At 64.3% G+C, this 26298-nt stretch carries 23 protein-coding genes; 12 read left to right on the top strand and 11 right to left on the bottom strand.

Annotated features, from left to right (window positions below):
* Positions 1 to 178: 178 nt before the first annotated feature.
* A complete protein-coding gene (locus I6F12_RS28185) occupies positions 179 to 748 on the top strand; it encodes a L,D-transpeptidase family protein (RefSeq protein WP_036024277.1) in 570 nt (189 codons plus the stop codon).
* Between the two features lie 79 nt (positions 749 to 827).
* On the opposite strand, the gene I6F12_RS28180 is transcribed toward I6F12_RS28185, so the two are convergent.
* Positions 828 to 1517 (bottom strand): YggS family pyridoxal phosphate-dependent enzyme, encoded by a 690-nt coding sequence (locus I6F12_RS28180; RefSeq protein WP_225157703.1) that lies wholly within the window; start codon positions 1515 to 1517, stop codon positions 828 to 830.
* 109 nt (positions 1518 to 1626) lie between these two features.
* On the opposite strand from I6F12_RS28180, the gene I6F12_RS28175 reads away from it, so the two are divergent.
* Entirely contained in the window at positions 1627 to 3330 is a 1704-nt protein-coding gene (locus I6F12_RS28175) for a diguanylate cyclase (RefSeq protein ID WP_036003074.1), read from the top strand.
* Positions 3331 to 3388: 58 nt separating this feature from the next.
* On the opposite strand, the gene I6F12_RS28170 is transcribed toward I6F12_RS28175, so the two are convergent.
* On the bottom strand, positions 3389 to 4366 hold the full coding sequence (locus I6F12_RS28170) for a GGDEF domain-containing protein (protein ID WP_225157755.1): 978 nt from the start codon (positions 4364 to 4366) through the stop codon (positions 3389 to 3391).
* A 256-nt stretch (positions 4367 to 4622) separates the two neighbouring features.
* Between I6F12_RS28170 and leuS the strand changes: the two genes are divergently transcribed.
* The 3 genes from leuS to holA all read left to right on the top strand — a co-directional run bounded on the left by leuS (position 4623) and on the right by holA (position 8891).
* Positions 4623 to 7259 carry a leucine--tRNA ligase gene (gene leuS, locus I6F12_RS28165; protein ID WP_225157702.1) on the top strand — a complete coding sequence of 879 codons (2637 nt, stop codon included), beginning with the start codon at positions 4623 to 4625 and terminating at the stop codon, positions 7257 to 7259.
* Positions 7246 to 7797, top strand: coding sequence for an LPS assembly lipoprotein LptE (gene lptE, locus I6F12_RS28160; RefSeq protein WP_036003091.1), 552 nt, complete (start codon positions 7246 to 7248; stop codon positions 7795 to 7797). The genes leuS and lptE overlap by 14 nt, the downstream gene beginning before the upstream one ends.
* Positions 7798 to 7862: 65 nt before the next feature.
* Positions 7863 to 8891 carry a DNA polymerase III subunit delta gene (holA, locus tag I6F12_RS28155; protein WP_225157701.1) on the top strand — a complete coding sequence of 343 codons (1029 nt, stop codon included), beginning with the start codon at positions 7863 to 7865 and terminating at the stop codon, positions 8889 to 8891.
* A 160-nt stretch (positions 8892 to 9051) separates the two neighbouring features.
* Here holA and I6F12_RS28150 read toward each other — a convergent pair whose 3' ends face one another.
* The 7 genes from I6F12_RS28150 to hemJ all read right to left on the bottom strand — a co-directional run bounded on the left by I6F12_RS28150 (position 9052) and on the right by hemJ (position 17790).
* Positions 9052 to 9939 carry a ParB/RepB/Spo0J family partition protein gene (locus I6F12_RS28150; RefSeq protein WP_225148205.1) on the bottom strand — a complete coding sequence of 296 codons (888 nt, stop codon included), beginning with the start codon at positions 9937 to 9939 and terminating at the stop codon, positions 9052 to 9054.
* Positions 9940 to 10076: 137 nt separating this feature from the next.
* Complete coding sequence (locus I6F12_RS28145; protein WP_025033064.1) at positions 10077 to 10943, bottom strand: ParA family protein; 867 nt, start codon at positions 10941 to 10943, stop codon at positions 10077 to 10079.
* Between the two features lie 28 nt (positions 10944 to 10971).
* Positions 10972 to 11577 (bottom strand): 16S rRNA (guanine(527)-N(7))-methyltransferase RsmG, encoded by a 606-nt coding sequence (rsmG, locus tag I6F12_RS28140; RefSeq protein WP_225157754.1) that lies wholly within the window; start codon positions 11575 to 11577, stop codon positions 10972 to 10974.
* 177 nt (positions 11578 to 11754) lie between these two features.
* Positions 11755 to 13644 (bottom strand): tRNA uridine-5-carboxymethylaminomethyl(34) synthesis enzyme MnmG, encoded by a 1890-nt coding sequence (gene mnmG, locus I6F12_RS28135; RefSeq protein WP_225157700.1) that lies wholly within the window; start codon positions 13642 to 13644, stop codon positions 11755 to 11757.
* A 524-nt stretch (positions 13645 to 14168) separates the two neighbouring features.
* Entirely contained in the window at positions 14169 to 15524 is a 1356-nt protein-coding gene (gene mnmE / locus I6F12_RS28130; protein ID WP_225157699.1) for a tRNA uridine-5-carboxymethylaminomethyl(34) synthesis GTPase MnmE, read from the bottom strand.
* Positions 15525 to 15834: 310 nt separating this feature from the next.
* Positions 15835 to 17100 (bottom strand): transcription termination factor Rho, encoded by a 1266-nt coding sequence (gene rho / locus I6F12_RS28125; protein ID WP_008133567.1) that lies wholly within the window; start codon positions 17098 to 17100, stop codon positions 15835 to 15837.
* Positions 17101 to 17355: 255 nt separating this feature from the next.
* The gene (gene hemJ, locus I6F12_RS28120; protein ID WP_036003118.1) at positions 17356 to 17790 is read right to left on the bottom strand and encodes a protoporphyrinogen oxidase HemJ; all 435 of its coding nucleotides are present in this window, start codon (positions 17788 to 17790) and stop codon (positions 17356 to 17358) included.
* Between the two features lie 461 nt (positions 17791 to 18251).
* Here hemJ and I6F12_RS28115 point away from each other — a divergent pair, with 461 nt between their 5' ends.
* The 4 genes from I6F12_RS28115 to dnaQ are packed head-to-tail and all read left to right on the top strand — an operon-like array spanning position 18252 to position 21090.
* Positions 18252 to 19097: a pyruvate, water dikinase regulatory protein gene (locus I6F12_RS28115; protein WP_036003121.1), complete on the top strand. Its 846-nt coding sequence runs from the start codon at positions 18252 to 18254 to the stop codon at positions 19095 to 19097.
* Between the two features lie 9 nt (positions 19098 to 19106).
* A complete protein-coding gene (locus I6F12_RS28110) occupies positions 19107 to 19715 on the top strand; it encodes a Maf family nucleotide pyrophosphatase (RefSeq protein WP_109145558.1) in 609 nt (202 codons plus the stop codon).
* Positions 19716 to 19738: 23 nt separating this feature from the next.
* Positions 19739 to 20338, top strand: coding sequence for a dephospho-CoA kinase (gene coaE, locus I6F12_RS28105; protein WP_036024292.1), 600 nt, complete (start codon positions 19739 to 19741; stop codon positions 20336 to 20338).
* A 29-nt stretch (positions 20339 to 20367) separates the two neighbouring features.
* Positions 20368 to 21090, top strand: coding sequence for a DNA polymerase III subunit epsilon (gene dnaQ, locus I6F12_RS28100; protein WP_036024295.1), 723 nt, complete (start codon positions 20368 to 20370; stop codon positions 21088 to 21090).
* Here the strand turns inward: dnaQ and secB are convergent.
* Positions 21081 to 21569 carry a protein-export chaperone SecB gene (gene secB / locus I6F12_RS28095; protein ID WP_036003132.1) on the bottom strand — a complete coding sequence of 163 codons (489 nt, stop codon included), beginning with the start codon at positions 21567 to 21569 and terminating at the stop codon, positions 21081 to 21083. The genes dnaQ and secB overlap by 10 nt on opposite strands.
* A gap of 397 nt (positions 21570 to 21966) precedes the next feature.
* Here secB and I6F12_RS28090 point away from each other — a divergent pair, with 397 nt between their 5' ends.
* The 3 genes from I6F12_RS28090 to I6F12_RS28080 are packed head-to-tail and all read left to right on the top strand — an operon-like array spanning position 21967 to position 24774.
* Positions 21967 to 22674 carry a Tim44/TimA family putative adaptor protein gene (locus I6F12_RS28090; protein ID WP_036003134.1) on the top strand — a complete coding sequence of 236 codons (708 nt, stop codon included), beginning with the start codon at positions 21967 to 21969 and terminating at the stop codon, positions 22672 to 22674.
* A complete protein-coding gene (locus I6F12_RS28085) occupies positions 22652 to 24187 on the top strand; it encodes an MltA domain-containing protein (protein ID WP_225113150.1) in 1536 nt (511 codons plus the stop codon). Before I6F12_RS28090 ends, I6F12_RS28085 begins: the two co-directional genes overlap by 23 nt.
* Entirely contained in the window at positions 24184 to 24774 is a 591-nt protein-coding gene (locus I6F12_RS28080; RefSeq protein WP_036003140.1) for a Smr/MutS family protein, read from the top strand. Before I6F12_RS28085 ends, I6F12_RS28080 begins: the two co-directional genes overlap by 4 nt.
* A gap of 396 nt (positions 24775 to 25170) precedes the next feature.
* Here I6F12_RS28080 and I6F12_RS28075 read toward each other — a convergent pair whose 3' ends face one another.
* On the bottom strand, positions 25171 to 26295 hold the full coding sequence (locus I6F12_RS28075) for a hypothetical protein (protein ID WP_225157698.1): 1125 nt from the start codon (positions 26293 to 26295) through the stop codon (positions 25171 to 25173).
* Positions 26296 to 26298 lie beyond the last annotated feature (3 nt).

Below are 26298 nucleotides of genomic sequence, written 5' to 3'. Positions count from 1 at the left end.
CTCGGCGGCACATCCATGCCGCACCCAGCCGCGAGGGGAAGTTTAAGGTCGCCGTGATTATTGTTGTTCGTGTTGAAGTAGTGGGCTGTTACCGATTCACAAGCCAGAAGCACTCTAACTCAGAATAGCAGGACGTTTTGATGAATGTCCTGTAATGAATTCGACATTGCACGTTCACATGAAAAACAAAGCAGCTTCAGTCGGTTACATCAGGAATCGAGGCCCCGGGCCGCTCTCGGCGATCCGCGTTAAGCCTGCTGCCGGCAATCCGCGCCGAGGCTGGCTGACGGCGGGAGCGCTGACCATTCCGGTTGCGCTGGGGCGAGGCGGCATTCTCGCCAACAAGCGCGAGGGCGATGGCGGCACCCCCAGAGGCAGCTTCCGGCCCAGGCAATTGTGGTGGCGGGGCGACCGGCACAGCCGTCCCCGGACGTTCCTGCCGGCCCGGATGATCACCGGCGTGGACGCCTGGTGCGAGGATCCGCGGGACCGCCGCTACAACCAGAGCATCCGGCTCGGCGAGGGGCAGGGCGGCGACCGGCTCCAGCGCGCCGACCATCTCTACGACTTCATCATCGAGATCGACCACAACACCCGACCCCGCATCGCCGGCCGCGGCAGCGCGGTGTTCCTGCACCTTGCCCGCGACAATTTCGGCCCGACCGCCGGCTGCGTCTCCATGACGAAATCCGCGATGCTGCAATTGCTGCGGCGCCTGGGCCCGCGCACAAAGATCATCATCGGGTGAGGCACACCGCCGTCATTGCGAGGAGCCCTTGCGACGAAATTGACAGCGTTCGGGCGGCATCCTCCCTCGCCAACGGCAACTACCGATGCCCGAAGATCGCGCTGCCGACGCGCACATGGGTGGCGCCGAGCATGATCGCGGTCGCGAAATCGGCGCTCATGCCCATCGAGAGATTCGTCAAGCCATTGCGCGCGGCGATCTTGGCGGTGAGCGCAAAGTGCGCGGCGGGCGGCTCGTCGACCGGCGGGATGCACATCAATCCGGAGATCGTCAGCCCGTAGGTGTCGCGGCAGCTTGCAATGAAGGCATCGGCCTCGCCCGGGGCAATCCCGGCCTTCTGCGGCTCCTCGCCGGTGTTGATCTGGACGAACAGCTGCGGGTGCCTGTTCTGGGATTCGATTTCCTTGGCTAACGCTTGGCAAATGCTCGGACGGTCGACCGAATGGATGGCGTCGAACAGCGCAACAGCCTCTTTCGCCTTGTTGGATTGCAGCGGCCCGATCAGATGCAGCGCGATATCGGGGTAAGCAGTCGTTAACGCCGGCCACTTGGCTTTGGCCTCCTGCACCCGATTCTCGCCAAATACGCGCTGTCCTGCGGCGATAACCGGGATAATTGCATCCGCCGCGAACGTCTTGGACACGGCGATCAGCGTGACCGAGGCGCGGTCACGCTGCGCGTCCCTGCAGGCGCGTGCAATTTCGGCTTCGACCGCGGCGAGCGCGGTTGGTGAATGGCCGGTGACCGGCGCGACGTTGGCTTCCGTCATGACGTCTCTTGGTTGTGACCTTAGCCCGAGTTAGGTCCAATTTTACCGAGTTCAAGAAACAGTTTTTGAACCCTTCGCTTTACCTTAGCCCGCGGGGTGGGTAGCGAAAATGGCAAGCGTCAGTCTCAACCGCAAGCGCGCGAAACTCAAGCAGGTTCTCGGTATCCGGGCGCGGCTTGCGTTGCTCGCGGTGATTCTCGTGACGCCCTTGATGATCGAGCGCATCCGTTCCCTCGAAGACACGCGCGCGCGGCAAGTTGCGCAGGCCGCGGCTGAATTCACCACGGTGGCGAGGCACAGCGCCGATGCGCAGCGCCAGGTGATCTCGTCGGTCGAGACCATTCTGAAATCGGAGGCCTTCATCCGCGCCTCCGCCGGCGGCATCAGCAAGAGCTGCGACGTGCTGCGCGCGAGCCTGCCGTCGAGCCTGCCCTGGATCCGCACGCTTCTGATCGCCGGCCAGGACGGCCGCATCCAATGCGCCACCAACAACATGTATGTCGGCCTCGATCTCAGCGACCGACCGTACTTCCAGCAGGCCCAGGAAACCGGCCGCTTCGTGCTGAGCGACTTCATCATGTCGCGACCGGTACCGTCGCCAACGGTGATGGCGGTCTATCCGGTCTCCGCCTTCAGCGGCGTGGCCGATGCCGTCGTGCTCGCCACCGTCAATCTCGACTGGATGTCGAAGGTCATGAACAATCTGGGCGGTCGCGCCGGCATCACTGCGGTGCTGGTCGACAGCGCGGGCACCGTGCTGGCGGCCCCGGCCGATCAGCACAGCGCGGTCGGCCGTCCGCTCGACAACATGCCTCTGATGTCCGCGATCGCCGACAAGGCGCTGCGCTCCGATCAGGATGAGGGTTCGCTGTCCTTCCTCGCCGCCGACGGCTCCCGCCGCGCGGTCAGCTATATCCGCATCGCCGGCACCAATGCCCGCCTGATCGCCAGCATCGACGAAGACAAGGTGTCCGCAGCGGTCAGCCGCGACATCCGCACCGCCTATCTGCAGCTCGCCTTCGTGCTCATGTTCGTCCTGCTCGGCGCGCTGATCGCCGCCGAAAAGCTCGTGATCAAGCCGATCGAGATGCTCGCAGACATGGCCAAGCGGCTCGGCGAGGGCGACCTGTCGGCGCGCGCCGCGCGCAATCGCCTGCCCGCCGAGTTCGTGCCGCTGGCCCGCGCGTTCAACGCGATGGCCGCGCAGCTGAGCCAGCGCGAGCGCGAGCTGATCGCAAGCAACGACCGCCTGACGGTGATGGCTTCGATCGACATGCTGTCCGGTCTCGCCAACCGCCGCGGCTTCCAGAGCCGGCTGGATTTCGAATGGATGCGCGCGCAGCAATATGGCAGCGAGCTGGCGCTTCTGATGATCGACGTCGACCATTTCAAGCTGTTCAACGACACCTACGGCCATCTCGAAGGCGATTCCTGCCTGACGCGGCTCGGCGAATCACTGTCCGGCATCGCCGCCGACACGATGGGCTTCGCGGCCCGCTACGGCGGCGAGGAGTTCTGCCTGCTGCTGCCGAACACCGACGTGACGCGCGCCGTCGCGATCGGCGAGCAGGTGCGTTCGGCGGTGCTGAGGCTCTGCCTGCCTCACATCACCTCGAACCACATGATCGTCACGGTCTCGATCGGCGTCGCCGCGACCAAGCCGAGCGAATCCTTGCGTCCCGGCGACCTGATCGAAGCCGCCGACGCCGCGCTCTACGCCGCCAAGCATCGTGGCCGCAACAATGTCGTCGAGCACGGCGTGCAGGCGATCGCGACCGGCACGGCCGAGATGATGATGGTGGCGAGCGCCTAAAGCGCTGGTCATCACCTCTCCCTGCTTGCGGGGAGAGTGAGCATACCGTCGCTGACCGCTAGCCCGCAGCCCCGGCGCGATCGAGCTCGATCTCCGTCACCACACGATTGCGGCCGCCGCCCTTGGCGAGATAGAGCGCACGGTCGCAGCGTTCGATCAGATCCGTGATCGCCTCGCCGACCCGGTATTGCGCCACGCCGATCGACACGCTGATGCCGGGCAGGGTCTCGCCGGTCGAGCGACGCGTGAGCGTGCAATCTGCGATCGCGCGCCTGATGCGTTCGGCGATCTCGGCGCAAGCGGCGAGATCGGCGTCCGGCAGCACCGCGATCAGCTCCTCGCCGCCATAGCGGGCCGGCAGATCTTGCGCGCGAACCTTCTCGCGCAGTACCTTGGCCATCAGGCGCAGCACCTGGTCGCCGACACCGTGGCCGAAATTGTCGTTGAACGACTTGAAGTGGTCGATGTCGAGCATCAGCACGCTGAGCGGCTCGCCCCATTCCGCCGTCGTCTGCGCCTTGCGCAGGAATTCGTCGAGGGCCCGCCGATTCGCCAGCCCGGTCAGCGTGTCGGTCCGGGCGCGCTGCTCGGATCGCGACAGCGAATCGCGGATCACGTCGAGTTCGCGGGTCTTTTCCGCAAAGCCTGCCTCCAGCCGCGTCGCCCGCGTGGCCGCCCGCGCCAGCTCGTTCATGAGCTGGGCAACCAGCAGCTTTGGATCGACGCCGGCCTTGCCCTGGTCAGCCACCTGGCTGATGACCTGCATTTGCGAATGATTGTCGGCGATCGCCGTCGTCAGAAACTCCTTCGCCGTCCCCATCAGCGCCTGCAGCCGCTCGGAGGTGTCGACCACGACGGCACTCACCTGGGGCGCGACGTAGGTCTCGAACAGATCCTGATTGGTTTGGGCGTCGAAGGGACGATTGTGGTCGATCAGGAGATCGATCGCGTTGCGCAGATCGTCATGGCTGCCCGCGAAATACTGGAACCAGACGGCAAAGTTGGCCGGGGTCGGTGCAATCCGCTGTTCGGCCATGCTCCGCATTGCCCGCCCGGCGACGGACGCGGCATAGTCGTAATCGGGATCGTCGAAGCTGGAATCCATGTGCGGTAACGCGGCCTTGTCGGGCTGCAACTTGGCATCGACGCCTTAATCACACCCCAACGCGGACCCTCGTAGTTATGCGGAGGGGTCAAAGTTCCAAAACGCGGCAACCCATTGACCCCTTAAGGGCTTCTATGGCCTAGTCCGCCGTCTTGAGACGGCCGAACCACGAAAACCCAACGATTCCATGACCTCCGAACGCTATAACGCCCGCGACGCCGAACCGCGCTGGCAACGCCTCTGGGACGAGCAGGCGATCTTCGTCTCCAAGAACGACGATCCGCGGCCGAAATATTACGTGCTCGAGATGTTCCCCTACCCGTCCGGGCGCATCCATATCGGCCATGTCCGGAATTACACGCTCGGCGACGTGCTGGCCCGCTTCATGCGCGCCAAGGGGTTCAACGTGCTGCATCCGATGGGCTGGGACGCCTTCGGCCTGCCGGCCGAGAACGCCGCGATCGAGCGCAAGGTGGCGCCGAAGGCCTGGACCTACGACAACATCGCCGCCATGAAGAAACAGCTCCGCTCGATCGGGCTGTCGCTGGACTGGTCCAGGGAGATCGCGACCTGCGACCCCTCCTATTACAAGCACCAGCAGAAGATGTTCCTGGATTTCCTGCGCGCAGGGCTTGCCGAGCGCGAGAAGCGCAAGGTGAACTGGGATCCCGTCGACATGACCGTGCTCGCCAACGAGCAGGTGATCGACGGCCGCGGCTGGCGCTCGGGCGCCGTGGTCGAGCAGCGCGAGATGAACCAGTGGGTCTTCAAGATCACGAAGTACTCGCAGGAGCTACTGTCGGCGCTCGAGGGGCTGGACCGCTGGCCCGACAAGGTGCGCCTGATGCAGCGCAACTGGATCGGCCGCTCCGAGGGCCTGTTGATCCGCTTCGCGCTGGATGCGGCGACGACGCCGGCCGGCGAGAGCGAGCTGAAGATTTTCACGACGCGCCCGGACACGCTGTTCGGCGCCAAGTTCATGGCGATCTCGGCGGATCATCCGCTGGCGCAGGCCGCCGCCGCAAAGAACCCTGAGCTTGCGGCTTTCGTTGCCGAGATCAAGAAGATCGGCACCGCGCAGGAGATCATCGACACCGCTGAGAAGCAGGGTTTCGACACCGGCATCCGCGCGGTGCACCCGTTCGATCCCTCCTGGAAGCTGCCGGTCTATGTCGCCAATTTCGTGCTGATGGAATACGGCACCGGCGCCATCTTCGGCTGCCCGGCGCACGATCAGCGCGACCTCGACTTCGTCAACAAGTACGCTCTCGGCAACACGCCCGTCGTGTGCCCGGAAGGCCAGGATCCGAAGAGCTTCGTCATCACCGATACCGCCTATGACGGCGACGGCCGCATGATCAATTCGCGCTTCCTCGACGGCATGACCATCGAGCAGGCGAAGGAAGAGGTGGCGAAGCGGCTCGAGACGGAGCTGCGCGGCAACGCGCCGGTCGGCGAGCGCCAGGTGAATTTCCGTCTGCGCGACTGGGGCATTTCGCGCCAGCGCTATTGGGGCTGCCCGATTCCCGTCATTCACTGTCCGAAATGCGACGTGGTGCCGGTGCCGGATGCCGACCTGCCCGTGAAGCTGCCTGACGATGCGACCTTCGACAAGCCGGGCAACGCTCTCGATCATCATCCGACCTGGAAGCACGTCACCTGCCCGCAATGCGGCGGCAAGGCTCAACGCGAAACCGACACCATGGACACGTTCGTGGACTCGTCCTGGTACTTTGCGCGCTTCACCGATCCCTGGAACGAGGCTTCGCCGACCACGCCTGCGGTCGCCAACCGGATGCTGCCGGTCGACCAATATATCGGCGGCGTCGAGCACGCGATCCTGCATCTGCTCTACAGCCGCTTCTTCACCCGCGCGATGAAAGCGACCGGGCATATCGCTCTGGACGAGCCGTTCGCCGGCATGTTCACGCAAGGCATGGTGGTGCACGAGACCTACCAGAAGGCCGACGGCAGCTATGTGCAGCCGGCCGAGGTGAAGGTCGAGGTCGGCGGCAACGGACGCCGCGCCACGCTGCTGACGACGGGCGAAGACATCGCGATCGGCCCGATCGAGAAGATGTCCAAGTCGAAGAAGAACACGGTCGACCCCGACGACATCATCGAGACCTATGGCGCCGATGTCGCCCGCTGGTTCATGCTGTCGGACTCTCCGCCCGACCGCGACGTGATCTGGAGCGACGAGCGCGTCCAGGGTGCCTCGCGCTTCGTGCAGCGGCTGTGGCGGCTGGTGAACGATGCCGCCACCCTCGGCAAGGCTGCGCCGGCGGCCCGGCCGGCCAGCTTCGGCCCGGACGCCACGGCGTTGCGCAAGGCCGCCCACGGCGCGCTGGACAAGGTCACCGCCGGCATCGAGCGGCTGCACTTCAACGTTTGCCTCGCCCATATCCGCGAATTCACCAATGCCTTCTCGGAGGTGCTCCAGCGCCCCGGCCAGCCTGCCCCGGACCTCGCTCCAGATTTGGCTTGGGCGATCCAGGAGGCCAGCCAGATCCTGGTCCAGCTGTTCTCGCCGATGATGCCGCATCTGGCCGAGGAGTGCTGGCAGGTTCTGGACCAAAAGGGGCTGGTTTCGGAGGCCGATTGGCCGCAAATCGAACGCGATTTGCTGGTTGAAGACAGCGTGACCCTGGTGGTGCAGGTCAACGGCAAGAAGCGGGGTGAGGTCACAGTTGCAACAGCGGCCCAAAATCCGGAAATCGAGGCTGCCGTTTTGGCCCTCGATGCGGTAAAGCTGGCCCTGGACGGCAAGCCCGTCCGCAAGGTGATCATCGTTCCCAAGAGGATCGTGAATGTTGTCGGCTAGGACCCGTATCGCAGCCCGCTTGCTGGCAGTTGCCGCGCTGGCGGCGCTGACGGCCGGCTGCTTCCAGCCGATGTATGCCGAGCGCAGCGACGGCACCCCGGGCCTGCGCGAGAAGCTGATGGGGGTCGAGCTGCCCCCGATCAACAAGCCCAATGCTTCCCGCGAGGCCCGCGTCGGCGTCGAAATCCGCAACGCGCTGGCCTTCAAGCTTTACGGCACGGCGACGGGCATGCCGCCGACCCACCGGCTCGACATCCGCTTCACCACCAGCCGCTCCTCCCTGATCGTCAGCTCCGCAACGGGATTGCCGACCAGCGAAAATCTCGGCATCGACGCCCAGTACAATCTGGTCGAAGTCGTAACCGGCAAGTCTGTGATGACCGGCTCGACCTTCTCGCGCGTGTCGTATGACATGCCGGGGTCCTATCAGCGCTTCTCGCGCACCCGCGCCGTGCGCGATGCCGAAGACCGGGCCGCCAACGAGATCGCCGAGAACATCACCACCCGGCTCGCCTCGTTCTTCACCGCGGGAACGTAATACGCTTCCGTCATTCCGGGTTCGCCTTCTGACGAGGCATTCCGGAATGACGAGTATCGGACGATATGGTCGCACTGCGCGGAAAAGAGATCGACGCCTTCCTCGCCCGCCCCGATGCGGGCCGTCCGATCATCCTGCTCTACGGTCCCGATGCCGGCCTCGTGCGCGAGCGCGCCGACGCGCTGATCGCGTCCGGCGTCGACGATCCCAACGATCCGTTCTCGCTGGTCAAGCTCGACGGTGACGAGCTCTCCGCCGAGCCGTCGCGCCTGGTCGACGAGGCCATGACGGTGCCGCTGTTCGGCGGCCGACGCGCCATCCGCGTTCGCGCCGGCTCGCGCAGCTTTGCCTCCGGCATCGAGACCCTGGCCGAGATGAACGTGAAGGATTGCCGCATCGTGATCGAGGCCGGCGAGCTCCGCCCGGAATCGCCGCTGCGCAAGACCTGCGAGAAAGCCAAGACCGCCGTGGCGATCGGCTGTTATCCCGACACCGAGCGCGATCTTGCCAAGCTGATGGACGACGAGCTGCGGATCGCGAATTTGCGCATCGCGCCGGACGCCCGCGCGGCGCTGATGTCGTTCCTCGGCGGCGACCGTCAGGCCTCGCGTAACGAGCTGCGCAAGCTGACGCTCTACGCCCACGGCAAGGGCGAGGTCACGCTGGATGACGTCATGGCCGTGGTCGCCGATGCCTCGGAGCTGAAGCTCGATCCGATCGTCGACGGTGCCTTCGCCGGGCGGCCCGACATCGTCGAGACCGAGTTTGCAAAGGCGATGATCGCCGGAACCTATCCCGGCGTGATCATCTCGGCCGCGCAGCGCCAGGCCGCGTGGCTGCACAAATCCGCGCTGGCGATTGCCGACGGCACGCCTGCCTCCGCCGTGCTCGATGGCGGCTTTCCGCGCCTGCATTTTTCACGAAAGCCCGCGGTCGAAACCGCGCTGCGCAATTTCAGCCCGACGCGGCTCGCCGCTGTGATCGAGCAGCTGGCGACCGCCGCCCTCGACACGCGCAAGCAGTCCACCCTCGCCGCTGCCATCGCCCAACGCGCGCTGATGGCGATTGCCGCGAATGCGAAACGGCGGGGCTAGGCCTCCGCTCTCTCCACGTCATTGCGAGCGCAGCGAAGCAATCCAGAGTCCCTACGCGGAAAGATTCTGGATTGCTTCGTCGCTTCAGCGCAAAATTGCTTCGCAATTTTGTCGCGAGCTCCTCGCAATGACGCGTGGAGAGAGTGGCGTGAAAATGGCTCTACAGCGCGCCCTTGGCCAGCCGCTTCATCACCTCGTCGAGCTGATCGAGGTTGCGGTAGTTGATCTGCACGGAGCCGCCGGGATCGCGGTGATTGACGGTGACCTTGAGCCCGAGCGCGTCGCTGACGCGCTTCTCCAGATCGATCGTGTCGGGATCCTTCTCCTTGCCCCCGCTGGCGCGCGCCTTCTGCGGCTTGCGCTCCGGCACGCCCTCTTCATGCGCAAGCGCCTCGGCCTGGCGGACGTTGAGACCTTCCTCGACGATGCGCTTGGCGGCGGCGAGCGGATCGGGCACGCCGATCAACGCGCGGGCGTGGCCGGCCGTCAGCTCGCCGGTCGCGATGAAGGCCTGCACCTCCGCCGGCAGCTTGGTCAGCCGCATCATGTTGGCGACGTGACTGCGGCTCTTGCCGACGACCTTGGCGATGTCCTCCTGGCTGCGTTTGAACTCGTTGGCGAGCGCATGATAGCCCTGCGCCTCTTCCATCGGATTGAGGTCCTCGCGCTGCACGTTCTCGACGATCGCGAATTCCAGCGCATCGCTGTCGCTGATGTCGACCGGGACGATCGGCACCTCGTGCAGCCCGGCCATCTGCGAGGCGCGCCAGCGTCGTTCGCCGGCAATGATCTCGAAGCGGTCCTGCGTGCCCTTCACCGGACGCACCACGATCGGCTGGATTACGCCATGCTGCTTGATGGACTCCGAGAGCTCCTTCAGCTCGGTGTCCGAAAAGGTGCGGCGCGGGTTGCGCGGATTGGCCTTGATGAATTCGATCGGCACCTTGCGCTGCGCGCGCGGACGATCGACATGCTGAGCCTCGCCGCCGACGTCACCGATCAGACTTGCAAGACCCCGGCCCAGTCGCGAACGCGCTTCGTCGGCCATCGCCAGCTCCCTTGGATTCACGGTGCAGCACTCCAGAACTGAATTATCGTAGGGTGGGTAAAGCGAAGCGTGCCCACCGATTGTGTGCGGAAGACGGTGGGCACGGCGAAGACGCCTTTGCCCACCCTACGGCATTGTCAATGCGTGGTGCGCAACTCGCGCTCGCGCTGGATCACTTCGGTGGCGAGGCGCAAGTAAGCTTCGCTGCCGACGCATTTGAGGTCGTAGACCAGCACCGGCTTGCCGTAGGACGGCGCTTCCGAGATGCGCACGTTGCGCGGGATCATGGTCTTGTAGACCTTCTCGCCCATGAACTGGCGGACGTCGGCGACAACCTGGTTCGACAGGTTGTTGCGCGAGTCGAACATGGTCAGCACGATGCCGTGGATCGACAGGTTCGGATTGAGTGTCGAGCGCACCTGCTCCACGGTCTGCAACAATTGCGACAGACCTTCGAGCGCGAAGAACTCGCATTGCAGCGGCACCAGGATCGCATCCGAGGCCGCCATCGCATTGACCGTAAGCAGGTTGAGCGAGGGCGGGCAGTCGATCAGCACGTAGGTGTAGTCGGCGTCCGGCGAGACGTTGTTGTTGAGCGCGCCGATCGCATCGCGCAACTTGAAGGCGCGGCCGGGCGTGGTGCCGAGCTCGAGCTCGAGGCCGGAGAGATCCATGGTCGATGGTGCGATGTGCAGCCGCGGCACCGCGGTCGAGACCACCGCCTCGCGCAAGGCGGCTTCGCCGATCAGCACGTCGTAGGTCGAGCAGGAGCGGTTGCGGCGATCGATGCCGAGGCCGGTCGAGGCGTTGCCCTGGGGATCGAGATCGACGATCAGGACGCGCTCCCCGATCGCCGCGAGCGCCGTGCCCAAGTTGATCGCTGTGGTTGTTTTCCCCACCCCGCCCTTTTGATTCGCCAGCGCGAGGATGCGCGGATGGCCGTGGGGGACCTCGTCGGTCTTTTGGGCCGTCTGTTCTTGCTGCGGTTCGTCAATCACGCTCATCGCAATTCCCCACTCACCCCTCAACGCCTCAGCTGCGCCGTTCGGCGGCATCGAGCTCCACGATCCAGCCGTCGCCCGTGCGGCTTTGGTGGAGCTGCGGCCGAATATTCCAATATTTAGCGGCTTCGGTCAATTCAGCCTCTACATCTTGACCCTTGGGAAACAACGCTTTTGCGCCTTGGCGCATCAGCGGCTCCGCAAAGCCGATGAGTTGATGTAGCGGAGCCAGCGCACGCGCGGTGACGCAATCGACGGGACCGGTGATTCTATCCACATTATCCCCGATCTCAGCGAGATGTACGACTCCCGGAGATGTGGTGACGCGGATCGCTTCGCGCAAAAAGGCGGCCTTCTTGGCGATTCGCTCGACCAGATGGACGCTCGCGCCAGGCGTGCCGGCCATGGCGCAGGCGAGCACGACGCCGGGAAATCCGCCGCCGCTCCCGAGATCAGCCCACCGTTTTGCAGCCGGTGCGAGATCGACGAGCTGGAGCGAGTCAGCGATGTGCCGGGTCCAGAGGTTTGGCAAAGTCGATGGCGCGACGAGATTGGTCTTGGCCTGCCACTCCCGGAGTAGCGCGATGTAGCGATCAAGCCGCTCCTCGGTTTCACGTGAAACGGGAGCGAGCTTCATAGCGGCGGTCTTGTCAGCGGCGATGATCGAATCGAGCACCTTGTCGTTGGCCGCGGCCTTGCTGATCTTCGGGCTGGCCACTCCAGGTTCACTTCGCTGCCCGGCGCCCTCACCCGCTCCGGGTCTTCGCGATGGCGGTCGATCTCCGCCCGATCCGCGCTGTTTCACGTGAAACGCCTATGCGATTGGTGCGATTGCTTTGGAAGTCTTCCGTGCCTCGCGGCGGAGATAGGCCGCGAGAATGCCGAGCGCCGCCGGCGTCATCCCGTCGATCCGGCCGGCCTGGCCGACGGTGAACGGTCGTGCCTTCTCCAGCTTGGCGCGCACTTCATTGGAGAGACCGGGAACGAGCTGGTAATCGACATCCGCCAGCACCATGCCCTCGTCGCGCCGGAAGGCTTCGACGTCGGCGCTCTGGCGCTCCAGGTAGACGTCGTACTTGGCGTCGATCTCGAGATGGGTCGCGATGACGGGATCGATGGCCGACAGCTCAGGCCAGATCGCGCGGACCTGGCTCCAGCCGATCTCCGGATAGGCCATCAGCTCGAACGCCGAGCGGCGTTGGCCGTCCCGGTTCAGCGACAGCCCGTGCTTGATGGCTTCGTTCGGGGTGATGGTCAGGGACTTCGACAACGTCCGGGCAGCGTTCAGGGCGTCCATCTTGGCGCGATGATGCCTGATCCGGGCGCTGCCGACACATCCCAGAGCGATCCCTTTCTCGGTCAGACGCTGGTCGGCATTGTCGGCCCGCAGGGTCAGCCGGTACTCTGCCCTGGAGGTGAACATGCGATAGGGCTCGCTGATCCCGCGGGTGACGAGGTCGTCGATCATCACACCGAGATAGCCGTCGGCACGGTCGAACACTGTGAGCGCGGCACCGCTGGCGGAGAGCGCGGCATTCAGGCCGGCGACAATGCCCTGCCCGGCGGCTTCCTCATATCCGGTGGTGCCATTGATCTGTCCGGCCAGGAAGAGACCGCGCAGACGCTTGGTCTGGAGGGTCGGATCGAGCTCGCGGGGATCGATGTGGTCGTATTCGATGGCGTAGCCGGGACGGACCATCCTCACCCGCTCCAGGCCGGGGATGCTGGCGAGGATCGCGAGCTGGACCTCTTCGGGGAGCGAGGTCGAGATGCCGTTGGGATAGACGGTCGTGTCGTCGAGCCCTTCCGGCTCCAGAAAGATCTGGTGACCGTCGCGGTCGCCGAAGCGGACGATCTTGTCCTCGATCGAGGGGCAATAGCGTGGACCGGAGCTCTTGATCTGGCCGGAGTACATCGGGGAGCGATGGACATTGGCCCGGATCACCTCATGGGTCGCGGACGTGGTCCGGGTGATCCCGCACTGGATCTGCGGCGTCGTGATCCGCTCCGTCATGACCGAGAACGGCTCCGGCGGCTCGTCGCCGGGCTGCATCTCGACTGCGGACCAGTCGATGGTGGTGCCGTCGAGACGCGGCGGCGTCCCGGTCTTGAGACGTCCAAGAGTGAAGCCGGCGCGCTCGAAGGAGCTGGAAAGGCCCATCGCAGGCGCCTCGCCGACGCGTCCGGCGGGCCAGTTCTTCTCGCCGAGATGGATGAGACCGCGGAGGAAGGTGCCGGTGGTCACGACAACGGCCCCTGCCCGCAGCTCCCGGCCGTCGGCCAGGCGAAGCCCGGTCACCCGGCCATCGACTACGACCAGCCCGTCGGCTTCGCCCTCGATGACGGAAAGACCTTCGGTCTGGCGGATCGCGGCCTGCATCGCCGCCGCATAGAGCTTGCGGTCGGCCTGGGCCCGCGGCCCGCGGACGGCCGGACCTTTCCGACGATTGAGAACGCGAAACTGAATGCCGCCGGCATCGCCCACACGGCCCATCAGGCCGTCGAGGGCATCGACCTCGCGGACCAGATGCCCTTTGCCGAGCCCGCCGATGGCGGGATTGCAGGACATCGCGCCAACGGTCGAGAAACGGTGCGTTACCAGAGCGGTCGTCGCACCCATCCGGGCAGACGCAGCCGCGGCCTCACAGCCGGCGTGGCCGCCGCCGATGACGATGACGTCGAATCTCTCTCGCTCTGTTCGCATGGACGGACTTCTAGCTTAGCGGCGAGAAACCCGGAAGTAGAAACTCGGGGTCACCTGTTCCACGTGAAACAGGCGCGGCCCAAGTCGGAAGCACTTTAGCGAAAACAACCCCATGCACAGTAGGAGCTGCATTGATCGTTATGGTGTTTCACGTGAAACAAGATCGGGGGCTTTACGGCCCGTGATGTCGTCGTCCTGTTGTCCCGCCATGGGAGCCATCAGTCGGACGCAAGGCAATCGCCACATACTCCGTCATTGCGAGCGCAGCGAAGCAATCCAGAAATCCCTCCGCGGAGACAGTCTGGATTGCTTCGCTGCGCTCGCAATGACGAGGTTGGCGGCCCCGGCTATCACCTCGACTTTCACCCCACTGAAGTATGTCAGATCGCAACGGGACGGCATTGGTCCGCGGGTGCTCGTGCTGTTTCACGTGAAACAACCCGAAACCACTGCGCCAAACCAGCTCCTGTTTCACGTGAAACAGAAGAAATGGAACAAGCGCTAGTTCTACAATGAAGAAAGCCTTACTTTCCAATGCAGAATTTCTGAAAGATGGCGCCGAGGACATCTTCAACGTCCACTCGGCCCAAGAGCCGGCCTAGGGCATAGGCGGCGGCACGCAGCTCTTCGGCCGCGAGCTCCTCGCCGTGTTCTACAAGGTCCAGACTCCGGCGCAAGCTGTCTGAGGCCCGGCTCAACAATTCGCGCTGGCGGGCCCGGGTCACCATGGCGCCCTCGGTGGTTCCGAAGAACTCCGAAGCGAATTTCACCAGGGCCTCGACCAGCTCGGGGATGCCGTCGCCCCGGCTTGCCGAGATCCCGAACTCGCTCGGCCTGGCTCCTTCGCCACCGCCGAGATCGATCTTGTTGCGCACGATCCAGACTGAGCCGCCGGGCGAAGCAGCGCCGTCCGCCGATGTCCAGCGCGAGCGCGTTGTAGCCAAATCAACGGCTTGTCCGCCCTCCACCAGCCACAGCACCAGGTCGGCGTCCTCGGCGCGCGCGCGGGCGCGGCGCACGCCTTCCTGCTCGACCGGATCGTCGGTCTCGCGGATGCCAGCGGTGTCGATGACCGTGACGGGATAGCCGTCGAGGTCGAGCTGCACCTCGATGACGTCGCGCGTCGTGCCGGCATGCGGCGAGACGATCGCGACCTCGCGGCGCGCGAGCTGGTTGATCAGCGTCGACTTGCCGACATTCGGCTCGCCGGCGATGGCAACGACAAGGCCCTCGCGCAGCCGTTCAGAATGCCCCTGTGCCGCAAGCACTTTCGCGATTTCATCGTGAAGCGCTCTGATCGCTTTCACCGCCGGCGCCCGCAGCTCCGCCGGCACGTCGCCTTCATCGGAAAAATCGATGCCGGCCTCGATCAGCGCGGAGGCCTCGATGATGCGCTCGCGCCAGTCGCGCGCGCGGTCGCCAAGCAGGCCCTGCAATTGGCGCAGCGCTTGGCGGCGCTGGCGATCGGTGTCGGCGTGAATGAGGTCGTCGAGCCCCTCGGCCTCGGTCAGGTCGAGCTTGCCATTCTCGAAAGCGCGGCGCGTGAACTCGCCGGGGTCGGCCGCACGCGTATTCGGGATATCGGAAATTGCAGCGAAGAGCGCCGCGAGCACCGCCCGGCCGCCATGAACGTGAAACTCGGCAACATCCTCGCCGGTGGCGCTGGCCGGTCCTGGAAACCAGAGCACGACCGCATCGTCGATCGGCTGGCCCGCGTCGTCCCGGAGCAGCCGACGGCTCGCCTGTCGCGGCGCCGGCAGCCGGCCCGCAAGCGCCGTCAGCGCCGCGCCGGCTTGCGAGCCGGAGACGCGGACCACGGCGATCGCGCTGGGCGCCCGCCCGGATGACAGCGCGAAAATGGTCTGGTCTCGCGGATGCATAGCCTATTTGTCCGGCTGCGGCCGAAAACGCAAACGTCCGTTTCTCGCGATCGAGAGCAACCGGATTTGCTGCACCAGGTTCTGCAGCAAATCGATTTTGCACCGCAATATAACCGCAGCATTCTGCTGCAGTTGGCCTGATCGCAGGAGGAGGCCGACTAGGATTTCAAGAATTACCTGTCAATATCAACATTTTAGTGAGAAACCTAGGTCGGGCATCGGCTGCCACTCATGCTGCACCTTCGCTGCAGCAAAGCCGCAACAAAAAGGGGCGCCCGAAGGCGCCCCAGAATTCTTTGTTGCAGTGCACTCAGGTGTTCATGGAGTCGAAGAACTCCGAATTGCTCTTGGTCGAGCGCAGCTTGTCGAGCAGGAAGTCGATCGCGTCCATCGTCCCCATCGGATTGAGGATGCGGCGGAGCACGTACATCTTCTTGAGCACCTGCGGATCGGTGATGAGCTCCTCCTTGCGGGTGCCGGAGCGCGAGATATCGATCGCCGGGAAGGTGCGCTTGTCCGAGACCTTGCGGTCCAGGATCAGCTCCGAATTACCGGTGCCCTTGAACTCTTCGAAGATGACTTCGTCCATGCGGCTGCCGGTATCGACCAGCGCGGTCGCGATGATGGTCAGCGAGCCGCCCTCTTCGATGTTGCGGGCCGCGCCGAAGAAGCGCTTCGGACGCTGCAGCGCGTTGGCGTCGACACCGCCGGTCAGCACCTTGCCGGATGACGGCACCACGGTGTTGTAGGCGCGGCCGAGGCGCGTGATCGAATCGAGCAGGATCACGACGTCGCGGCCGTGCTCGACCAGGCGTTTTGCCTTCTCGATCACCATCTCGGCGACCTGAACGTGGCGCACCGCCGGCTCGTCGAAGGTCGAGGACACGACCTCGCCCTTCACCGAGCGCTGCATGTCCGTGACTTCTTCCGGACGCTCGTCGATCAAGAGCACGATCAAATAGCATTCGGGGTGATTGTGCGTGATCGAATGCGCGATGTTCTGCATCAGCACGGTTTTACCGGTGCGCGGCGGCGCCACGATCAAGGCGCGCTGGCCCTTGCCGATCGGCGCGACGATGTCGATCACGCGTGCAGACAGGTCTTTCCGCGTGGGATCGTCGATCTCCATGCGGAAACGCTGATTCGGAAACAGCGGCGTGAGGTTGTCGAAATTGACCTTGTGCTTGGCCTTTTCCGGATCCTCGAAATTGAGCGTGTTGACCTTCAGCAGCGCGAAGTAGCGCTCGCCCTCTTTCGGGCTGCGGATGTGACCTTCGATGGTGTCGCCGGTGCGCAGGCCGAAACGGCGGATCTGCGAGGGCGACACGTAGATGTCGTCAGGACCCGGCAGATAATTCGCGTCGGGCGAGCGGAGAAAGCCGAAGCCGTCGGAGAGAACTTCGACGACGCCTTGGCCGACAATATCGGTCTCGGCGAGCGCCAGCTGCTTGAGGATGGCGAACAGCAGCTCCTGCTTGCGCATGGTGCTGGCATTCTCGACCCCATTCTCCTCCGCGAACGAGACGAGCTCGGCCGGCGTTTTGGACTTGAGGTCTTCGAGTTTGATTTCCCGCATTGGGGTGGTCCTGTGGGGTAACCTGAAAAGAGGGGGTGCGAGGAGGCTCTGAAATGCGGACGCGAGCAGGTGCAGGTAAGGTCCGCAGGTCTGGCAAGGTGAACGCCGGTGAGGCTTCAATCCTGATGCGGGGTCCGGCCTCTGGAAGGCTCGGACACAACCACATCCGCCTGCGTTGGGTGGGATATCGATAATATAGAAAATCGCCTAGCGCTCCGCAAGCCGAAGCGCTGAGCGAATCGTCGCGCAGTTTGCCTAGAACGGCTTCACGATCACCATGATAACGATGAAAATCATCAGGACGGTCGGCACCTCGTTGATAATCCGATAGAATTTCTGGCTTCGCGGGCGACGATCGGCGGCGAAATCCTTGACCCAGCGTGAAAAATAGCCGTGGACCGCCGAGAGCACGAGGACCAGTGCCAGTTTGACGTGCAGCCAGCCGAACGAGAACCAATGGCCGGACCAGGCGAGATAGAGCCCGGCGAGCCAGGTGACCATCATCGCGGGGTTGATGATCGCCTTGAGCAGCCGGCGTTCCATCACCTTGAACGTCTCCGACTGCTTCGAGCCGATTTCGGCCTCGCAGTGATAGACGAACAGCCGCGGCAGGTAGAGCATGCCGGCCATCCAGGAGATGACGGCGATCACGTGCAGCGCCTTGATCCAGAGATAGACGTCTTCGAACATTTTCGGGGGTCCGGCTTGCTGCCCAGCGTGGGGAACGCTGGGGATAGTAAGAACCCGTTAAGGTCTTACCCCGCACACATATCCCTCCGTAGCGCCTTCCTCAAATCTAGAATCTTAGATTCTTAAGGTTTGAGTCTATGTGACCGTGGATTGGACTCACGCAATTCCGTCCGCGCGTTCACGCGCGCTTGTTCACATCCATCCACATATTCCGGACAGCCTTTGTCGACTTCCGATAAGTCAGCCGGCTTCAAAGGCTTGCGCGATTGTATCGGCAGCTTATCAAGGGACTTGTCCGCGCAATCCCGCTTCCCTCTCGGCGAGGCGTCGGATTTGTCCTGACCGGCAGCGGTGTGAAGAAAATCACGCCTTGTCCCGCCCCTGGTGTCGCACATCCCTTTCCGAGAGGTTAAGCTCCACAGAAATCCACAAACCACCCCAACGAAATTCAAAGGGTTTTTGTGCCGACCTCGAACAATTATTTCCATCTCCACCTGGTCTCGGACTCCACGGGTGAGACGCTCATCACCGTGGCGCGCGCGGTCGCGGCCCAATACGCCAACGTGACGCCGGTCGAGCACGTCTATCCGCTGGTGCGCAGCCAGAAGCAGCTCGACCGCGTGCTTGATGAGATCGAGGAAGCGCCAGGGATCGTGCTGTTCACGCTGCTCGAGAAGGATCTGGTCGCCAGACTCGAGGATAAGTGCAAGCAGATCAATGTTCCGAGCCTGTCGATCATCGGACCGGTGATGCAGCTGTTCGAGGCCTATCTGGGAGCAGCGACCACCGGCCGTGTCGGCGCCCAGCACGTGCTCAACGCGGAATATTTCAAGCGCATCGATGCCTTGAACTACACGATGATCCATGACGACGGTCAGCATGTCGAAGGTCTCGACGAGGCCGACGTGGTACTGGTCGGGGTGTCCCGGACATCGAAGACGCCGACATCGATCTATCTCGCCAATCGCGGCATTCGCACCGCCAACGTGCCGCTGGTGCCGGGCATTCCGGTGCCCCCGCAATTGGAGACGCTGACGCGGCCGCTGGTGGTCAGCCTGCACGCGACGCCGGAACGCCTGATTCAGATCCGGCAGAACCGCCTGCTGTCCATGGGCGCCGAGTCCAGCAGCGGTAGCGATACCTACACCGACAAGCAGTCGGTCACGGAGGAGGTCGCGTTCGCGCGCAAGCTGAGCGCCAAGCATGACTGGCCGCTGCTGGACGTCACGCGCCGCTCCATCGAGGAAACCGCGGCGGCGATCATGAAGCTGTATAGCGATCGCCAGCGCAACCGGCCGTCCGAGTAAGTGTCGCCGATGAGTCTGTGGCGCGGCAAAAGTCCGTTGATCCTGGCCTCGCAAAGCAGCGCGCGCAAAATGCTGCTGGGTGATGCCGGGCTCGACTTCGAAGCCGTCACCGCCGATATCGACGAGCGTGGCATCCAGGCCGCGTCAAAGCTCTCCGACCCGCGCGAGATTGCCCTGCTGCTGGCCCGCGAAAAGGCCAAGGCTGTTTCTGCCTGCTATCCCGGACATTATGTGATCGGCGCCGACCAGACGCTGGCGCTCGGGGGCCGTCTGTTTAACAAGCCGGCTGGGCGCGCCCAGGCGCTGGTGCAATTGCGCGACCTCGCCGGTCAGACGCACGAGCTGAATTCAGCCGTCGCCGTGGCGCAGGATGGCAGGATTCTCTTCGAGGACGTTTCCGTGGCGCGCATGACCATGCGGGGAATGAGCGAAGCCGAGCTTTCGGCCTATCTCGACGCCGCGGGCGACGCTGTGACCAGAAGCGTCGGCGCCTATCAGCTCGAGGGCCTCGGCATCCATCTGTTCGAGCGCATCGAGGGCGACCATTTCACCATTCTCGGCCTGCCGCTGCTGCCGCTGCTTGCGTATCTGCGCAGCGAGCAGCTAATTGCGGTGTAGATGCGAGAGAAGGCTGGGTGCTGATGCGAATTCTCGGACTGACCGGCTCGATCGGGATGGGCAAATCCACCACCGCGACATTGTTCGCGGAGGCCGGCGTCCCCGTCTACGACGCCGATGCCGCCGTGCATCAGCTCTATGAGGGCGAGGCCGCCCCCGCGATCGAGGCCGCCTTCCCCGGCACCACCGCGAATGGCAAGGTCGACCGGCAAAAGCTGTCGGCGCGTGTCGTGCACGATCCCGCCGCGATCAAGCAGCTCGAGCAGATCGTTCATCCCATGCTCGGCGCGTCCCGGCAGAAATTCTTTGCCGACGCCGAGGCCGCCAAGGCGCCGGTCGTGGTGCTGGACATCCCGCTGCTGTTCGAGACCGGCGGCGAGAAGCGGGTCGATGCCGTGGTCGTGGTCTCGACCTCGCCCGAGCTGCAGCGCCAGCGGGTGCTGGCGCGCGGCACGATGGACGAGGCCAAGCTCGATGCCATCATCGCCAAGCAGATGCCGGATGCCGAGAAGCGCAAGCGGGCCGATTTCGTGGTGGATACCTCACACGGACTTGACCCCGTGCGGGCCCAAATCGCGCACATCCTGGCCGAGGTCGTTAAGATGCCGCAGCGGCGGACCTGATTCGCCGCCTCACACGGCTTCCAAGAGACATGCGCGAAATCGTCCTCGACACCGAAACCACCGGCCTCGATCCGCTGCGCGGCGATCGGTTGGTCGAGATCGGCTGCGTCGAGATCTTCAACCGCATGCCGACCGGACAGACGTATCACGTCTACATCAACCCCGAGCGGGACATGCCGGCGGAAGCGTTTGCGGTACACGGATTGTCGTCCGAATTCCTGGCGACCAAGCCGTTGTTTCACGAGGTCGCCGACGACTTTCTGGCGTTCATCGGCGACGCCCCGCTGGTGATCCACAACGCCTCGTTCGACATCGGCTTCATCAACGCCGAGCTCGACCGCATCAAGCGCGCCGCGATCCCGCGCGAGCGCCTGGTCGATACGCTGCTGCTGGCGCGTCGCAAGCATCCCGGCGTGTCCAACCGGCTCGACGATCTCTGCTCGCGCTATTCGATCGACAATTCACACCGTACCAAGCACGGCGCGCTGCTGGACGCCGAGCTGCTCGCCGAGGTCTATGTCGATCTGGTCGGAGCGCGGCAGTCGCAGCTGCTGCTGGCCTCGGACGCCGAGGAGATCAGGGTCAATAGCGCCGGCGACGCGCCGCGGCGGCAACGCCCGGTGCCGCTCGCGCCGCGGATTTCCGAAGCCGAGCGCGAGGCTCATCGGGCCTTCATCGCAACGCTCGGCGACAAGGCGATCTGGAACGAGTACCTGCCCGCTCCAGTCGCGCTGGCGGCGGCTCAGGCCTGACCGGCCTGTCCGCCCTGAGCGGCCATTTGCCGCTCCATGTTCTGGCGGTAGAGACCGACGAAGTCGACCGGATCCAGCATCAGCGGCGGGAACCCGCCATCGCGCACCGCCGTCGCAATAATCTCGCGTGCGAACGGGAACAACAGGCGCGGGCACTCGATCATGACCAGCGGGTGCAGGTTCTCCTTGGGCACGTTGACGATCCGGAACACGCCGGCATAGGCGAGCTCGAACGAGAACATCACTTTACCGGCGGTCTCGGCCTTGCCCTCGACCGACAACGTCACCTCGAATTCCTGTTCACTGAGATTGTTGGCGTTGACGTTGATCTGGATGTTGATCTGCGGCGGCTGGCTCTGTGGCTGCAGCGAGCTCGGCGCGTTGGGATTTTCGAACGAGAGGTCCTTGGTGTATTGCGCCAGCACGTTGAGCTGGGGAGCCTGGGCCGCCTCGGGAGGGGTACCGTTACCGTTGGTCATGAAAGTGTCTCCTTACCCGATTGGGGCTGAATTTCGCGGCGGTTGGCTAACATAGGGCCGGCTCGTTCCACAAGGACGAACGGTCCCGGACCGGGAATTCGGGCCGCAATCGCGCCTTTGACGTTCCTCCTGCCTTTTCCGCGAAAATTCGCCTTAAACGATTGAAGATGCGCCATTTCCGGGCAGGATCGGGTTTCCCCTTAAGCATAAAACGCGCTACACTTGGCGCTGTGCCAAAAGGCGCCATTGGCCGGGCCAGATTTCGTGCCTACATCCCACGGACCTGACGTGGACCCAAAATGGTGATGTAGACTTGCCGTTTCCGTAAGGAACGGTCTACTGGCCGGATTGATTTTCCCGGCAACGAGCCCTGCAAAGACCAGAAAGCGAATACGACGTGGACATCTACACCATCATATTCCTGGCGCTGGCCGTCTTCATCTTCTTGCGGCTGCGTAGCGTGCTGGGGCAGCGCACCGGCAACGAGCGGCCGCCGTTCGATCGCACCGCCGCCCGCAACGCGCTCGGAGGCGCCCAGGACAACAACGTCGTGACCATGCCGGGCAAGGTGATCGACCAGGCCCCGCTGGCGCCGACGGCCGAGCCGACCGCGCCGTCCGATCGCTGGAAGGGGCTGACCGAGCCGGGCACGCCGCTGGCGCAGGGTCTCGATGCCATCGTCGAGAAGGATTCCAGCTTCGACCCGCGCCATTTCCTCTCGGGCGCGCGCGGCGCCTACGAGATGATCGTGCTCGCTTTTGCCAATGGCGACCGCCGCGCGCTGCGCGATCTGTTGTCGTCGGACGTCTATGAAAGCTTCGACGCTGCAATCAAGGAACGCGAGAAGAACGAGCAGAAGACCGAGACGCGCTTCGTGTCGATCGACAAGGCCGAGCTCGTCGGCGCCGAGTTGCGCGATCGCAGTGCGCAGCTCACCGTGCGCTTCGTCTCGCAGATGATCTCGGCCACCCGCGACAAGGCCGGCAACATCGTCGACGGCAGCGCCGACACGGTCGCCGATATCACCGATATCTGGACTTTCGCCCGCGACACCTCCTCTCGCGATCCGAACTGGAAGCTGGTTGGCACCGGAAGCGCGAATTAAGATCTTCCTGAAGAACGGCGCGACGGCGCTTTGCGCAGCTGCCGTCGCGCTGTCGTCGTTTTCGCTCGGCGCCGAGGCGGCGCGGCGTCACCATCGCAGCCACCACCACCATCTGCCGCGAACGCCTGCCGCTCCGCCACGAGCCTTGCCCTATCCGCAGCTCACCCTGCCCTTCGAAATTCCCGGCGCGCAATATCTGCCGCTGGCCTGGGCGGACGTGAAGGGGTGGGGCGACGACAATCATCTCGCCGCGTACAAGACCTTCCGCGCCAGCTGCAAGCCGATCAATGCGCAGAACGGCGAAGCCAAGGCCGAGCCCAAAGCTTTGGGCACATCGCTGGGTGAGCCCTGCCGCGTCGCTAAAACGCTCGATCTCGCCGACGACGGCAAAGCGAAGACCTTCTTCGAGGAGAATTTCACGCCGCTGCGGATCTCGCGGCTCGGCGAGCCCGAAGGCTTCGTCACCGGCTATTACGAGCCGGTGCTGGAGGGGGCGCGCACGCAGTCCGATGTCTACAACGTGCCGGTCTATCGCCGTCCCTCGAACTTGTTTGTGCGCGGCTACAAGCAGGATGCGCTCAGCCTGCCCAACAAGGGCCCGGTCTATCGCAAGATCGGCCGCCGCAAGCTGGTGCCCTATTACGACCGCGGCGAGATCGAGGACGGCAAGATCGCCGGCCGGGGGCTCGAGATCGCCTGGCTGAAGGATCCGACCGATCTGTTGTTCGCGCAGATCCAGGGCTCGGCCCGCATCAAGTTCGACGACGGCAGCTCGGTTCGACTCAATTACGACGCCTATAACGGCTATCCCTACACGGCGGTCGGTCGCATCCTGATCGAGCGCGGCATCATCCCGAGAGAGGAGATGTCGATGCAGAAGATCAGGGAGTGGATGGCGCAGAATCCCGACGGCGCCAAGGAGCTGCGCCGCGCGAACCGCGCCTACATCTTCTTCCGCGAGGTCAATCTCTCCGACAAGGAGGAGGCAGTCGGCGCGCAAGGCATTCCCTTGACCGCGGGGCGCTCCATCGCCGTCGACAAATCGCTGCATGTCTACGGCACGCCGTTCTTCATCGAGGGCGAGCTTCCGATCGAGTCAGAACGCGCCAAGACGCCGTTCCGCCGGCTGATGATCGCGCAGGACACCGGCTCTGCCATCATCGGGCCAGCACGGGCCGATCTGTTTTTCGGCGCCGGCGCGGATGCCGGCCGTGTCTCCGGCCGGCTGCGCCACCCCATGCAATTCGTGATGCTGGTGCCGAAGAGCCTCGATCCCGCCCCGCGCGCCGCGAAGCTGCCAATCCCGGACCCAAGGCCCGCCGAGAAGATCGCAAAGCTGTTTCCGCAGACCGATCCGGCAAAGACCGGCACGCCCGTCGCCGCGGCGGCGCAAGGCAAGACCGAAACAGTCGCCGTCGCCGGCCCGGTTCCGCTGCCGGTGCCGCGTCCCGCGATCGAGCCTGCCCCTGAGCCGCGCCGTCCGGCAAAGAATCGTCCTCATCGCCCGCAATGAAACGGCCGTCCCGTCCGCCCGTGCTGGAGCCTCGCCCCTCGCCGCGCCGTCGCGCGCTGAGCGAGGAGGAGCGCGAGCTGTGGGATCTCGTCGCAAAGCATGTCAAGCCGCTGCGGAAGCATCGCGCGGCCAAGGCGCATGCTACCCCGCGCGCCGAATCTTCGCCCGGGTCCCAGGTGACGAGGACTTCGCCACCGTCAAGGCCGGTTGCCGCTGCACCGGCGCCGCGCGCTGCAAAGCCGTCGATTCCGCCGCTAGCGCCGCTCGGCAAGCGCGAGCGAACCAAGCTGTCGCGCGGCCGCAGCGAGATCGAGGCACGGCTCGATCTGCACGGCATGACCCAGATGCGCGCCCATCGCGCGCTGGCCGGCTTCCTGCACCGCGCCCATCAGGACGGCCTCACCTTCGTGCTCGTCATCACCGGCAAGGGACGCAGTGGCGGCGAAAGCGGCGTGCTCCGCCGCCAAGTGCCGGAATGGCTCAGCCTGCCGGAATTCCGCGCCTTCGTAGTCGGCTTCGAGGAAGCCGCGATCGGCCACGGCGGCGAGGGGGCGCTGTATGTGCGGATCAGGCGGGCGAGAGGGTAGCAGTCTCGGCGCATGCGGCTTCCCTTGCCTCTCCCGCTTGCGGGAGAGGCCGACGCGCGAAGCGCGGCGGGTGAGGGCTCTCTCCTCTTGGGGAATCCCTCTGTGGAGACACCCTCTCCCCAACCCTCCCCCGCAAGCGCAGGGCAATCGCATATGACTTGTGGCGGCGGTCTGCGCGCACGCCTCGTCCTTCGAGACGGCGCTGACGCGCCTCCTCAGGATGAGGCTAATCGGCGTCAGTGCCCGTTGAAACTGCCACCGCGCACTCCGACCTCATCCTGAGGAGCCCGCCTCAAGCGGGCGTCTCGAAGGATGGCCGCAGGGAAAATCTCAAATGCGATAGCCCTGCCCGCAAGCGGGTGAGGGAGCTCACCTTCTCTGAGGCTGGGTCTACCTCTAAAACGGTCGGATGATTCCGACGCGTGGGATCAGCGTGAGGATCAGACCGAAAATGTTGGTCTTGCGATCCTCCGCCGGGATCAGCGCTGCTTCCTGCTTGGCCGGCAGCATCTTCACCGCGTGCAGGATCAGGAACATGCAGACCGCCCAGTTCGAGATCCAGCGTGAATAGTCGAACACCATCGCGAACATCACGAGATAGGTGACACTGATGCCGACCAGTGCTGCGATGACGAGCCGCTTGTGCAGATCGCTGGCGAGCGCGCCGATCAGGCTGGCAAAGAAGCGCCACAGCGGCGCGTGCAGCCAGATCAGAGCTGCGAACACGGGCACGCCGAGGATGTTGTGCGGCAGGCGGCCCCAGGTGTCGGCAACCTCCTTCGCCAGCGGCTGGTACCAGATGTAGGCGAATTGCAAGAGGTCGATGCGCGCAGGATCGGCCATCCGGCTTTTGAGATAGGCGACGAAGTCCGTTTCGGGGACCGGCATCGTTCCCAGAAACTGCGCGGCGAAGAACAGCGCGGAGACAATGGCGAGAGCGACCCCGCCGAAGACAACATTGCTGCGGTCACAACCGTAAGCAAGGTAATGCCGGATCACGACGATGGTGATGATCGTCGGCACGTACATCAAGAGATGAATGTGGTGGATCAGCACGAGAACGATCGAGAACAGCGCAGCCATGGCCACGAAGACCAGCGAGCCCGCCGGCATCAGCAGCAGGATGATCGCCAGCGCGCAGCCATAGATGTCGAAATGGCCGAGCGTGTGCATGAAGTTCTTGAGGAAGAACGGCGAGCCCGCGGTGAAGACGAACAGAGGCAGCGTTTTCGCAGAGAAGCCGAACGTGTTCTGGAAGAGCCTGGCATAGAGGCCCAGCGTTGCAAGCCACGTCGCCCCGCCGAGCGCGAACACTGGCCATACCGGCACCTTGTCGGTGAACAGCGCGACGATTGCCCCGATCAGCGCGCGCTTGATGAAGCCGAAATGATAGTCGACCAGGAGATGGATGTAGGGGACGTAAGGCGGCAGCTGGATCTTGTGAATGAGCACGCCGACGATGACCGCCGCGTTGATCGCGAGCAGGAGCCGCCAGGGATTTTGCAGGATGCGTACGGTCACGCC

Source organism: Bradyrhizobium sp. IC4059, from assembly GCF_020193615.1.
Taxonomy (GTDB): domain Bacteria; phylum Pseudomonadota; class Alphaproteobacteria; order Rhizobiales; family Xanthobacteraceae; genus Bradyrhizobium; species Bradyrhizobium yuanmingense.
Note: the sequence above shows the minus strand (reverse complement) of the source record. Positions and strands in the feature narration are given on the sequence as shown.